Annotated in this window: 9 protein-coding genes; 4 read left to right on the top strand and 5 right to left on the bottom strand. The window is 68.4% G+C overall.

The genetic code is table 11. From position 1 onward, the window contains the following. The first annotated feature begins 64 nt into the window (after positions 1 to 64). A complete protein-coding gene (locus tag ACZ3HL_RS25500; RefSeq protein ID WP_465534191.1) occupies positions 65 to 820 on the top strand; it encodes a DUF3152 domain-containing protein in 756 nt (251 codons plus the stop codon). A 158-nt stretch (positions 821 to 978) separates the two neighbouring features. Here the strand turns inward: ACZ3HL_RS25500 and ACZ3HL_RS25495 are convergent, their stop codons facing one another. The 4 genes from ACZ3HL_RS25495 to ACZ3HL_RS25480 form a co-directional block, all read right to left on the bottom strand. Next, positions 979 to 2,034, bottom strand: a complete 1,056-nt coding sequence (locus tag ACZ3HL_RS25495) for a chitinase (RefSeq protein WP_465534189.1) — start codon at positions 2,032 to 2,034, stop codon at positions 979 to 981. Positions 2,035 to 2,237: 203 nt separating this feature from the next. Then, a complete protein-coding gene (locus ACZ3HL_RS25490) occupies positions 2,238 to 3,827 on the bottom strand; it encodes a M28 family peptidase (protein WP_465534187.1) in 1,590 nt (529 codons plus the stop codon). 88 nt (positions 3,828 to 3,915) lie between these two features. After that, a complete protein-coding gene (locus ACZ3HL_RS25485) occupies positions 3,916 to 6,183 on the bottom strand; it encodes a M4 family metallopeptidase (RefSeq protein WP_465534185.1) in 2,268 nt (755 codons plus the stop codon). Between the two features lie 277 nt (positions 6,184 to 6,460). Continuing rightward, a complete protein-coding gene (locus tag ACZ3HL_RS25480) occupies positions 6,461 to 7,774 on the bottom strand; it encodes a helix-turn-helix domain-containing protein (protein ID WP_465534183.1) in 1,314 nt (437 codons plus the stop codon). A gap of 182 nt (positions 7,775 to 7,956) precedes the next feature. Here ACZ3HL_RS25480 and ACZ3HL_RS25475 point away from each other — a divergent pair, with 182 nt between their 5' ends. The 3 genes from ACZ3HL_RS25475 to ACZ3HL_RS25465 all read left to right on the top strand — a co-directional run bounded on the left by ACZ3HL_RS25475 (position 7,957) and on the right by ACZ3HL_RS25465 (position 11,293). Then, positions 7,957 to 9,822 (top strand): glycoside hydrolase family 9 protein, encoded by a 1,866-nt coding sequence (locus ACZ3HL_RS25475; protein ID WP_465534181.1) that lies wholly within the window; start codon positions 7,957 to 7,959, stop codon positions 9,820 to 9,822. Positions 9,823 to 9,929: 107 nt separating this feature from the next. Then, positions 9,930 to 10,715: an LOG family protein gene (locus tag ACZ3HL_RS25470; RefSeq protein WP_465534179.1), complete on the top strand. Its 786-nt coding sequence runs from the start codon at positions 9,930 to 9,932 to the stop codon at positions 10,713 to 10,715. After that, positions 10,715 to 11,293: an LOG family protein gene (locus ACZ3HL_RS25465; protein ID WP_465534436.1), complete on the top strand. Its 579-nt coding sequence runs from the start codon at positions 10,715 to 10,717 to the stop codon at positions 11,291 to 11,293. Before ACZ3HL_RS25470 ends, ACZ3HL_RS25465 begins: the two co-directional genes overlap by 1 nt. A gap of 279 nt (positions 11,294 to 11,572) precedes the next feature. On the opposite strand, the gene ACZ3HL_RS25460 is transcribed toward ACZ3HL_RS25465, so the two are convergent. Then, positions 11,573 to 12,247: a lysophospholipid acyltransferase family protein gene (locus tag ACZ3HL_RS25460; protein ID WP_465417349.1), complete on the bottom strand. Its 675-nt coding sequence runs from the start codon at positions 12,245 to 12,247 to the stop codon at positions 11,573 to 11,575. Positions 12,248 to 12,266 lie beyond the last annotated feature (19 nt).

The raw sequence follows: 12,266 nt of genomic DNA, 5'->3' as shown, positions 1-12,266 counted from the left end.
CCCACAACCTCTCCTGGCCCCTGCTCGTACTCCTGGACGTGACCGAAGATCTCCGGAGGGACCGATGACCGCGCGCCGGGCGCTGGCTCTCGCCGTGTGCGCCTTGATGGTGGCCGGCTGCGAAAGCCATTCGGTCGCCCCTCCCGCGGTGACACCGGTCGTCGTTCCCTCGACGACGCCGTCCTCCACGCCGAAGCCCGTGCTGGCACCGCCGTCCGCCGAAATCACCTACCCACAGGCGGGATCCGGCCGATGGCTGTTCCCGCCCGGCGAAGGTCCGGTCGCCGGGCAGACCGGGAGGCTGCTGCGGTACCGCCTCGCCGTCGAAGCCGACATCGCGGGTGTGAGCGTCGACGCCTTCACCAAGGCGGTCGAGCTCACTTTGGCGGATCCGCGCGGCTGGACCGCCGGCGGGCGATGGCGGTTGCAGCGGGTCGGCCCGGACGGTCCGGCGGATTTCACGATCCACCTCGCCACACCGGGGACACGGGACGTGCTGTGCGGCAGGCCCGACGGCTACACCTCGTGCCGCAATGGCAACAACGTCGTGCTCAACGTCGCGCGCTGGGCGAACGGCGTGCCCGGTTACGGCGCGCCGCTGACCGTCTATCGGCAGTACATGGTCACGCACGAGGTCGGGCACCGGCTCGGGCGCGGCCACGAGAAATGTCCCGCGCCGGGCGCGCTCGCGCCGGTGATGCAGCAGCAGACGCTCGGCCTACACGGCTGCACCGCGAATCCGTGGCCCTACCCCGACGGGAAGCAGCACTCGGGCCCTTCGGGGGAGTACGACGACCCGATCCCAAGCGGCGAATCGTGAGTTACGCCCCCAATCACGCGTGTTACGTCTCTGATCACGCGAGTTCCCCGGTTCCGCACGGCGAGCCCGCGTGACGGAACTCGTAACTCGCGTGATTGGACGGCGAACTCGCGTGATTGAAGGCGTAACTCGCGTGATCAGACGGACGACACGAGGGATCAGCGGCCCTGCAGGGACTTCACGTTCTGCCCGAAGGTCCAGTTCCGTGAGCCGTCCCAGTTGATCGACCAGGTCATCAGGCCCTTCAGGGCCGGAATGCTGCGGTACGCCTGGGAGACCAGGCTCGGCGACATGTAGCCGCCGCCGGCACCCGCCTGCGCGGGCAGGCCAGGGGCCTGCTTGTCGTAGGGGACGCGGATCGTCTGGCCCTGGATCACCAGGCCCTTGTCGAGGCAGTTGGTCTGCGCGACGAAGCCCTGGACCGTCCCCGCCTGGTACGAATCACCGGAGCAGCCGTACATGCTTCCGTTGTAGTACTGCATGTTCAGCCACCACAGCCTGCCGTTGTCCGCGTACTTCTTGATGATCGGCAGGTACGCGCCCCAGATCGAGCCGTAGACGACGCTGCCGCCGGTGACGTACGCGGTCTCGGGCGCCATGGTGAGCCCGAAGTTCGGCGGCATCGCGGCGAGCACACCGTCGATGATGCGGATGAGGTTCTTCTGCGACGCGGAAAGCGTCGCGATGTTCCCGCTGCCGACCAGGCCGGTTTCGATGTCGATGTCGATCCCGTCGAAGTTGTACTTCTTCAGGATCGGCACGATGGTCGCGACGAATTTGTCCGCCACGGTGGCCGAATTCAGATCGATTCCCGCGGTGGCACCGCCGATGGACATCAGGATGGTCGCTCCCGCGTCCTTCGCGGCGCACATTTCGGACGGGGTCGCGACCTTCACAGTCGCGTCCATCCCGTCCTCCCATTTGACCGTTCCGTCGGACAGGATGACCGGAAAGGCCGCGTTGATCACGTTGTACCCATTGGCTTTGATGCGGGCGTCGGTGATCGGGATCCAGCCCATCGGGGGATGGACGCCGTTCGAAGCGCCGTCCCAGTTCTCCCAATAGCCCTGCAGGACCTTGCCCGCGGGCTTCGATTTGACCGCGCAGACCTCGGCGTCGGGTGACGCCTGCGCCGAGCCCAAGGCGACGAGGGTGGTGACGGCGAGTACCGCCGCGCCGGTGATTGCGAGCAGCCGTGAGACGCGACCGAACATACCCAGCTCCCATCTCGAAAGCGGTTGGAACGAACAGGAAGCGGCCGTTCGGCTCAACATAGGTCGCGGTACCAGGCCCACGCTACCGACGATCGGGTGGTCTAGACCAGATATCGATAAGTTGTCCGCAAATCTCCCTCACGTACGAAGGCCATCCCACGAGGCCGGGTGTCCTCGTGAGATGGCCTTCGCCATTCGGATGGTCAGACGGTGATGGTCCAGCTGTCGAGCGTGCCGGTGTCCTGCGAGTAGGCGTCGTAGACCACGAGGGTCCAGGTGCCCGCCGCGACCTCGTTGGTCACGTTCACCGAGTAGTTCCGCGTGCCCAGGTCGGTGCACGGCAGGTATCCCGTGGGCTTGACCGAGTACGTGCTGCCGTCGGGGGCCCGCAGGCTGATGCGGAGGTCCTCGGAGCAGGTGTGCGTCCCGGTGACCGTCACCTTCACCGGGGACACCGCGTTGCCGGTGGCGGTGGAGGTGATCGGGCTGTTGACCGTCGCGTAGTCGTTCAGCGCGTAGTCGGTGCCGTTGGTGAACGTGCGCACGCTGACGTCGCCGACGGTGAGCGTGTACTGCGCGGTGCGGTCCACCGAGGTCCCGTCACCGGTCACCGTGATCGTGCTGGTGCCGTTGGGAGTGCTCGCCGACGTCGCGATGGTGAGCGTCGAGGATCCGCCGGACTGCACCGAAGCGGGGTTGAACGTCGCGGTCGCTCCCGCGGGGAGGCCGCTGGCGCTCAGCGAAACCGATTGTGCCGCACCGGAAGTCGTCGCGGTGTTGACCGTGACGGTCGCCGACTGTCCCGCTTGGACGGTGCCGGAGGACGGCGAGAGGCCGAGCGAGAAGTCGGGACCCGTCGACGTGCCGACGGCGAGCTTCCAAAGGGCGTACGCGATCGCGTCGCTGTTCTTTTCCAGCGGGGTGTCCGGGATGTTCGACAGCGTGTCGCACGCGCGGTGGTAACAGCTGTCGAACGCCCGTCCGGCGGTGCCGCCCCACTTCTGTTGCTGCGCCGCGCTCTTCGTGTACCCGGCGCCGGTCGCGAGACCGCCGACCGGGATACCGGCGCTCTTGAACGACGCGTGGTCCGAACGGCCGTCGCCTTCGGTGTCGCCCTCGGTCTGGATGCCGATCGTCCGGAAGTACTCGTCGAACACGGCCTTGACCGAAGCGACGTCGTCATAGACGAAGTAGCCCCAGTTGTCGGAGCCGATCATGTCGAAGTTCAGGTAGGTCTTGATCTTCGTGCGCTCGGTCTGCGGAAGGCTGTTGACGTAGAACCTGGACCCGCGGAGACCGGACTCCTCGTCGGCCCACCAGCCGAAGCGGACCCGCTTGGCCATCGTGGGATTCTCGCGGGCCAGGGTCAGCGCGACTTCGAGGATCGAGGCCGAGCCCGAGCCGTTGTCGTTGATGCCGGGGCCGGCGCTGACGCTGTCGAGGTGCGCGCCGAGCATGATGACCTGGCTCGCGTCACCCTGCGGCCATTCCGCGATGATGTTCTGGTTCGAGCCCGCGCAGCTCGTGCAGGACTGCAAAGTGACGTTGTAACCCGCGTCGCGCAGCTTCTGCGCCACATAGGACACCGACGCCGGGTAGCCCGGCCGTCCGGCGGCGCGGTTGCCGCCGTTCTGGTTGGCGATGGTCTGCAACGCGCTCAAATGCGCCTTGACGTTGGCGAGCGAGATGTCCGGTGCGGCGGCGGCCGTGACCGCCTGCGCGGGCGCCGTGACGACACCCAGTACGGCGGCCATGCCGACGATGGCCGCTCCTATTCGCTTTCCCCACTTCATGCCGGGGTCTTCCTTTCCGAGGTGATGGTCCGTGAAGGCCTCCTTCCCTACGCTGAAAGTAGGGAAGGAGGCCTTCACGGAACGGGAATCAGACGGTGATGGTCCAGCTGGAGAGCGTGCCGGTGTCCTGCGAGTAGGCGTCGTAGACCACGAGGGTCCAGGTGCCCGCCGCGACCTCGTTGGTCACGTTCACCGAGTAGTTCCGCGTGCCCAGGTCGGTGCACGGCAGGTATCCCGTGGGCTTGACCGAGTACGTGCTGCCGTCGGGGGCCCGCAGGCTGATGCGGAGGTCCTCGGAGCAGGTGTGCGTACCCGTGACCGTCACCTTCACCGGGGACACCGCGTTACCGGTGGCGGTGGAGGTGATCGGGCTGTTCACCGTGCCGTAGTCACGCAGCGCGTAGTCGGTGTCGTTGGTGTAGGTCCGCACGTCGCCGCCGCTGCCGACGGTCAGCTTGTACTGCGCGGTGTGCGTACCGCTCGCCGCGGTGCCGGTCACCGTGATGGTGCTGGTGCCGTCAGGGGTGTCCGCCGACGTCGCGATGGTGAGCGTCGAAGACGACCCGGACTGCACGGTGGCCGGGTTGAACGTCGCGGTCGCGCCGGCGGGCAGGCCGCTGGCGCTGAGCGACACGGACTGCGCCGCACCGTTGACGGTCGCGGTGTTCACCGTGACGGTGGCCGACTCGCCCGGCTCGACCGAACCCGACGCCGGGGTGACGCCGACCGAGAAGTCGTCGCCCTGCGGGGTGCACGAGGTCGGCTCACCGGTCGCCGCGGGAACGCTGATCGCGTTCCACGCCGCCTTGGTGGTGTTGAACTCGGTGCAGGTACCCGGGTACAGCGCGAGCGCCGCTTCCAGGGTGGCCTTGCGAGCCGCGCGGTGGTTCCAGCTGGAGGTCTTCTTCAGCAGGCCGTTGTAGAAGATCTTCGCGGCCTTCTGGATGCCGATCCCGGTGATCGAGGTGTTGTTGCAGGTCGGGCTGGCCGGCTTGCCGGCCGGCGCGGTGCCCTCGGCCAGCAGGTAGAACCAGTGGTTCTGCGGGCCCGCGGCGGCGTGCACCTCGGTGTTCGGGATGGACGACGAGTAGCAGTCGGGGTTGCCGGAGATCCGGCTCGGCTGGTTCATGTAGCGGATCGGCCCGCGGCCGACCAGGTTCACGCCCTCGCCGACGTCGTAGTCGGGGACGTCCTTGGCGTTGTTGGCGTAGTGCTCGGTGATGGCGCCGAAGATGTCACCGGTGGACTCGTTGAGGCCGCCGTTCTCGTTGCCGCTGCCCGCGCCGCCCGGCGTGGTCTGGAAGATGGCGTGGCCGTACTCGTGCGCGACGACGTCCATCGGGGTGGCTTGGCGCTGGCTGTCCGACGAGCGGCCATAGGTGGTCGACGAGCCGTTCCAGTACGCGTTGGCCTGGTTGAGGCCGACGTAGGCGGGGAAGCCGCCGCCGTTGCCGTTGATGCCGTTGCGGCCGAGCCATTCGCCCAGCATCTTCCACTCGGTCTGCACGCCGAAGAGCGCGTCGACACAGGCGGTTTCCAGGTCGGTGCCGGAACCGTTGCCCCAGTTGTCGTCCGGCCCGCTGTAGGGGGAGCCGTTCTGGCGGGCGCAGCTGATGTTGGTGCGCTGCGGGTCGCGCATCGTGTACGTGCCGCCGGAGTTCGTCGTGTCGATGGTGACGTTGCCGGCGTAGTAGCTGTTCCCGGCGCCCAGCGTGCCGACGTCGTTCGATGTCGCCTTCGGTGCGGCGGCGGGGAAGTTGGACATCTTGACGTCGTCACGGGTTTCGAGTACCGCGCCGGTGACGCCGTCGACGAAGACGTGCAGGTTGCTCGGGTTCGCCGCCTTGGTGCCGGCGACGACGACCTCGTAGGCGAGCTTGGGGGAGTTCCCCGCCAGCACGACGAGCTTCGGCGCGACCACACTGTCTACTTTGGACAGCTGGCCGCGCGCGACCTCGGTCGCCTTCGCCGCGGAGATCCTGGCCTTGGTGTCGACCGAGATCGCCGCGGTCTCGGCGGCGCTGGTGCCGCGGACGCGCCCGGCGCCGTCGGCCACCACCACCGCGTCCCCGCCCACGACGGGCAGGCCACGATAGGTTCGTTCGTAAGCGGCGTAGAAGAGTCCTCCGCCGCCGGGGGTCATCCCGACGCGGCGGAAGTCTTCCTGCGCCCCCTTTCGCAGCTGGTCTACCCCGGTCGCGGCGGCCCGGTCGGCCGCGCTCGCGGCCACGGCGTCCGGGCTCGCGGGCTGGATGGTGGCGGTGGTCGCGTTCGCCGGGGTCACCGGGAACGTCATGCTCAGGGCAAGGCCGGCGACGGCCGCCAACCCTGTTCTGAGCCCTCGCTGAACGGTCATGTGAACCTTCCATGGGCAGGACCGTGTACCCGTCCGGCCTTCAGGCGTGGCGGGGAATTCGACCTGGCGGGCGCACGGCGGGGACGGGGAGCGTGCCCATTCGGATAACTGGAGTTATCCCGATGGACACGTCCGAGTAAAGGAGCCGGTCACAAGGTGCGTCAATGCGCCGGATGGCCTAGCGGGGCGGGTGAAGATCCACATGCGAGGAATGAAATGCCTGTGTAGTAAGAGTTTTTCGCGCCATGTGCGATATATGGCGACTTTCGTATGGTTTTCAGCCGGTCGGCCCGAAATCGGACATAGCGGCCGCGCGTACGCCGCGACGGTAGGCCTCGGCGGCTTTTTCGATTAATCCGCGGGCGCGCAGCGTGTCTCCCAAATGCAGTGAGGTGGCGACCAGGGCGCCGCGCAGTTCGGACTTTTCCTGTGCCGTGGCGGCTTCTTCGAGTAGTGCGGTCGCTTCGGGCAGGTCGCCGCGCGCGCGGGCGATGAGTCCCAGTAGCCGGAGAACCTCGGCCCTGGCCTCGATATCGGGGGATCGATCCAGAAGCGGGCGGATCTCTTCGGCGAGTTCGGCCGCCTCGTCGAGCTTCCCTTGGCGGCGGCGGACATCGGCGAGTTCGATGGTCGCGCCGAGTACGCCCTCCCGGGAGCCGGCCTTGGCCAGGAGGTCGCGGGCGAGCCGCAGTTCGGCGTGCGCCTCGTCGAGTTTGCCCAGCCGTCGCCACAGGAAGCCGCGCGCCCATCGGCTCCGGGCGGCGTCGCGGTCGTAGCCGAGGGAGGTGAAAAGGCGCAGTGCCCGCGAAAGGTCCTTCTCCGCGCGCTCGACCAGTCCGATCTCCTGCCACAGTTGCGCGGCCTGCCGGTGATAGCGCGCGGCGATTTCCGCATGGCGGGTGGACGGTAGGACGCGTCGGCCTTCCTCGGCGGCCCGGCGGGCCCGGCGGAGCGCGCCCATTTCGATCAGCGGGTGGATCAACGCGGTCACCAGCGCCAGCTCGGCGTCGGGCTCGCTCGCGCCGGTGGCGCGGAGATCGGCGAGCGCCTTCTCCACAAGGGCGACCGAAGCGCCCAGGTCGCCCGAAAGTGCGCGGCAGGCGGCGACACGGTTGACGATCATCGCGCGCAGCCGGGGCGATGCGGCGTCGGCGAGTTCCATGGCGTACGCGAATCCCTTGTCCGCCAACGGGATGTCGTAGCGCTGCCACTGGACTTCGCCGAGGTGGAACCGCGCGTGGCATTGGACGTCCGGCAGCCGGTACTCCGCCGCCCGGCGTTCCACCCGGGCGAACTCGCGCTCGGCGGCTTCGAGTCCGCCCTTCTGCAACTCGCGATACGCGGCCTCGAGCGCGTCGGTGAGTTCTTCGGCGGCGCCCGGTGGCCGGTCGAAGCGGAGTTCGTCCGCGGTGAGGCCGAGCCGTCCCGCGAGGTGGGAGAGCACGTCGTCCGAGGGCAGGCGGCGGCCCGACTCGACCTTGGCGAGGAAGCCGCGGTCGTAGCGCGGCTCGGCGAGCTCACGCTGAGTCAGCCCGCGTGCCCGGCGCAGCCGCCGGATCCGCGCGCCGAGTGGTTCCGCCCTGGACGGCACCGAACCACGGTAGACGATTTCCCGGCGGGTATCCGGCTGAGCTGGGCGGATATCCGCCAACAACGGCCGGATCCGGTGACTTCCGACCGGCGAAACGGACATATTGACTGGTGGCGCTCGGGGAGCTAGCGTCGTGCGCAATAAAAAGGAAACTTTCTTAACTAAATGTGAGCGGGGCGCCGATGATGGTGAGTTCCTGGTCCCGGACGGTGGCCGCGATGTCGGCACTGGTCCTCGGGGGTTTGACGGTTCCGGCGGTTTCGGCCGCGGCGGCGGTGCGGGGTGAGGTCCGGGTCGACCAGGTCGGCTACGGCATCACCGAGACCAAACACGCCTATCTCCTGTCCAGCGCGCCGGGTTCGTTCTCGGTGGTCGACGAACGCGGCCGGACCGTCCATCGTGGACGGACCGGTCAATCGCTCGGCGCCTGGAACGCGAAGTACCCGGCGGTGTACCAGCTCGACCTGTCGAAGGTCTGGCTGCCGGGCAAGTACCGGATCGAGGTCACCGGCGAGACCAAGGCGACGTCGCCGACGTTCCGGGTGGACACCAAGGACCGGCTCTTCACGCCGCTCGTCCGTGCCACCAACGAGTTCTTCCAGGCGCAGCGCGACGGCGACGACATCATCCCCGGCCGGCTCGACCGCAAACCCTCGCATCTGGCGGACAAACAGGCCACGGTCTACGAATGGCCCGCGTTCGGCGGCGAATTCGGCGACGAGATCACCGAACCGCTGAAGCCGGCGGGCGGGCCGGTCGACGTCGAGGGCGGCTGGGTCGACGCGGGTGATTTCGTCAAGTTCACGTCGAACACGGCGTACTCGCTGACCGAGCTGGGTTACGTGCTCCGCGAGGACTACGACCGGGCGCTGGCCGCGGAGGTCAAGCTCGGCCTCGACTGGCTCGACAAGATGTGGGACGAGAAGAGCAAGACGCTCTACGCCCAGGTCGGCATCGGGACGGGGAGCGACAAGTTCGGCTTCCTCGGCGACCACGACGTCTGGCGGAACCCGCACGACGACGATCCGCTCGACGTGAAACCCGGTGACCCCAAGTACTTCGTGAAGCACCGGCCCGTCTTCCCGGCGAACCCCGGCGGTTCCGCGCTCAGCCCGAACCTCGCCGGCCGCGTGGCCGCCGCGTTCGCGCTCGGCGCGCAGGTCGAGTCGAGGCGGAACCCTTCGCTGGCGAAGAAGTACCTCGCCGAAGCCGCTTCGGTGTTCGCGCAGGCCAAGACCGAGAACGTCGGCGAACTGGTCACCGCGTTCCCGCACGCGTACTACCCGGAGTCGTCCTGGCGGGACGACATGGAGCTCGGTGCGACGCAGCTGGCCCTGGCGGCCAAGGCCCTGCGCGACCCGCGGTCCGCCGAGTGGACGCGGCAGGCGGCGCACTGGGCGAAGGCCTACATCGACGTCGAAGAGAAGAGCACGCTCAACCTGTACGACACCAGCGCGCTGGCGCACGCCGAACTGGCGAAGCTCCTGCGGCACGGCGTCCCGGGTGCCGCGCTCGGTCCGAAGGAACTGATCGGCGATCTGCGGCGTCAGCTCGACGAAGGTGTCGCGAGCGCGGCTCAGAGTCCTTTCCGGACCGCCGTCTCGGTGAAGGAATTCGACGCGGCCAGCAAGAGCTTCGGGTTCGCCGCGACCGAGCGGCTGTACGCGGACCTGACCGGTGACCGCCGGTACGCGGCGTTCGGTTCGCAGCAGCGGAATTTCACCCTCGGCGCGAACGCCTGGGGCGTCTCGCTGGTCGTCGGTGTCGGCACCACGTACCCGCGGTGCCCGCACCACCAGGCGGCGAACCTAGCCGGCGAGGAGAAACTGCTCTACGGCGCCGTCGTGAACGGCCCCAACGGAGCGGAGAACTTCGAGCACATGGAGCTCCCGCCCGGTTCGAAGGACTGCAAGAAGCCCTTCGAAGCCTTCGACACCCCCGAGTCCCGCTACGCCGACGACCTCGCGTCGTGGCCGAGCAACGAGCCCGCCATCGACTTCACCTCGACGGCCATGCTCGCGTTCGCGCTGACCGGACGTTCCTGGTGATCGTGGGGGCCCGCTCACGGGCGGGCCCCCGCGTTCGCGTATCCGACAACTCCTGTTCGCGGCGATGCAGCCGCTCCGGACGGTGACGACGTCGTAGGCTTGGCGGGGTGAGTGAGACAAGCGAGTTCCCCGACGGCCAGTACCCGGAACGTCCGATCGAGCGCCACAAGGGCCCGGTCGTGCTGCGGCGGGATCGCCGTGACCAGGGCAGCACCACCGACCAGCGCCTGCTGGACTCGCGGGGTCCGAGCGACTGGGTGCACACCGACCCGTGGCGCGTGCTGCGGATCCAGGCGGAGTTCGTCGAAGGTTTCGGCGCGCTCGCCGAGGTGCCGCGCGCGGTGACGGTGTTCGGTTCGGCGCGGACCAAGCGGGACCACCCGGAGTACGAACTCGGCCGCAAGATCGGCGGCGCGCTCGCGAACGCGGGCTTCGCGGTGATGACCGGCGGCGGCCCCGGCGCGATGGAAGCGGTGAACCGCGGCGCCAACGAGGCGGGCGGCTTCTCGGTCGGCCTCGGCATCGAGCTGCCGTTCGAGCAGGGCCTGAACCCGTGGGTCGACCTCGGCGTCAACTTCCGGTACTTCTTCGCGCGCAAGACCATGTTCATCAAGTACTCGCAGGCGTTCATCTGCCTGCCCGGTGGCTTCGGCACGCTCGACGAGCTGTTCGAAGCGCTCACCCTGGTGCAGACGAAGAAGGTCACGAAGTTCCCGGTCGTGCTGTTCGGCAGCAAGTACTGGGGTGGCCTGTACGACTGGATCGCCAGTTCGCTGCTCGCCGAGGGCAAGATCGGTCAGAAGGACCTCGACCTGCTGCACGTCACGGACGACATCGACGACGCCGTGCGTGTCGTCCAGGAGTCGTACCAGGCATGGGAGGACACCCACTGATGGCGGCGCCGCGCCGGGTCTGCGTCTTCTGCGGCTCTTCGATGGGCTTCGACCCCCGGTATGCCGAGGAGGCTCGTGCCCTGGGCACGTTGCTGGCCTCGCGGGGGATCGGGCTGGTCTACGGCGGCGCGTCGGTCGGGACCATGGGCGTCGTCGCGGACGCGGCGCTGGCCGCGGGCGGCGAGGTGATCGGCGTGATCCCCGAGGCACTGGGCAGCGTCGAGATCGCGCACGCCGGCCTGACCGAACTGCACGTCGTCGCCGACATGCACCAGCGGAAGGCGAAGATGGCCGCGCTGTCCGACGGCTTCCTCGCGCTGCCCGGCGGGGCGGGGACGCTGGAGGAGCTGTTCGAGGTGTGGACGTGGGCGCAGCTCGGGCTGCACGAGAAGCCGATCGGGCTCGTCGACGTCGGCGGGTACTACGCGCCGCTGCTGAAGTTCGCCGACCACATGGTGTCGGAGGGCTTCCTGTCGGCGGGGTACCGGGACATGCTCTCGATCGACTCGGACGCTTCGGCACTTCTGGACGGCTTCGCGGACTACGCGCCTCCGCCTCGGCCTAAGTGGGCTAAGTAGGGCTTTGGGCTGGTTTGCGGCGCGCGTGAAGGCCCCCTTCCCTCGGCTCAGCCGAGGGAAGGGGGCCTTCACGCTTGCCGCCCTGTGACTTGCGGGGCTATCGGGGCACACGTGGCGAATCTCTAGTCCGTGAAGGGCACCTTGAGGGACCCAGAGTCCGTGAAGGCCTCCTTCACTACCTTGAGGGTAGGTAAGGAGGCCTTCACGGACCGGAAGGCGACGGAGCGCGAGCAGGAGGGAGCAAGGGACCTTTGCTACCACTTCGGCCCGGCAAGATCGTCAGGCAGCGCTCTGATCAGGCCGTTTGTGGTACGAGTCGACGTATTCCTGCCCCGAAAGCTCCAGGATCGCGTACATGATCTCGTCGGTCACCGAGCGCCGGATCGCCGGCGACGAGTCCTGCCCCTCGTATCGCGAGAAGTCCAGCGGCGCACCGTAGGTGACGGTGATCTTCGCCCGCCGCGGGATCCGCTTCCCGGCGGGCTGCAGGTTCTCGGTCCCGGAAAGCGCGACAGGCACGACCTTCGCGCCGGTCGCCAGCGCGAGGGCCGCGACTCCGGTGTGGCCACGGTGCAGCCGGCCGTCCAGCGAGCGGGTGCCTTCGGGGTAGATCGCGAACGCGCCGCCCGCGTCGAGCACCTTCCGCGCCGCTTCCAGCGCGGCGAGGCCGGCCTGCGCGTTGCCGCGTTCGACCGGGACGTAGCCGAGGCCGCCCAGGAAACCGGCCATCAGTTTGCCCCTGAGCCCGCGGCCGGTGAAGTACTCCGCCTTGCCGAGGAACTTGACCTGCCGCATCGCCGTGAAAGTGATCACGCCGGTGTCCAGCGCCGCCCGATGGTTGGGTGCCAGCAGCACCGGACCGGTGGCGGGGATGTTCTCCACGCCGCGGATCTCGGGGCGGTACAGCGCTCTGACCAGCGGTCCGAGCACGAATCGGACGAGTAGCGGTAGCAAGGTTCCTCCATCGACTCCG

The organism is Amycolatopsis sp. NPDC000009 (assembly GCF_055563465.1).
The sequence above is the reverse complement of the archived record's forward strand: the minus strand, read 5'-3'. Positions and strand labels throughout refer to the sequence as shown.

Bases quoted from the DNA above. Each gene is read 5' to 3' on its own strand.
- ACZ3HL_RS25495 (WP_465534189.1), bottom strand. From the start codon at position 2,034: ATGTTCGGTCGCGTCTCACGGCTGCTCGCAATCACCGGCGCGGCGGTA.
- ACZ3HL_RS25490 (WP_465534187.1), bottom strand. From the start codon at position 3,827: ATGAAGTGGGGAAAGCGAATAGGAGCGGCCATCGTCGGCATGGCCGCC.
- ACZ3HL_RS25475 (WP_465534181.1), top strand. From the start codon at position 7,957: ATGATGGTGAGTTCCTGGTCCCGGACGGTGGCCGCGATGTCGGCACTG.
- ACZ3HL_RS25465 (WP_465534436.1), top strand. From the start codon at position 10,715: ATGGCGGCGCCGCGCCGGGTCTGCGTCTTCTGCGGCTCTTCGATGGGC.
- ACZ3HL_RS25485 (WP_465534185.1), bottom strand. From the start codon at position 6,183: ATGACCGTTCAGCGAGGGCTCAGAACAGGGTTGGCGGCCGTCGCCGGC.
- ACZ3HL_RS25500 (WP_465534191.1), top strand. From the start codon at position 65: ATGACCGCGCGCCGGGCGCTGGCTCTCGCCGTGTGCGCCTTGATGGTG.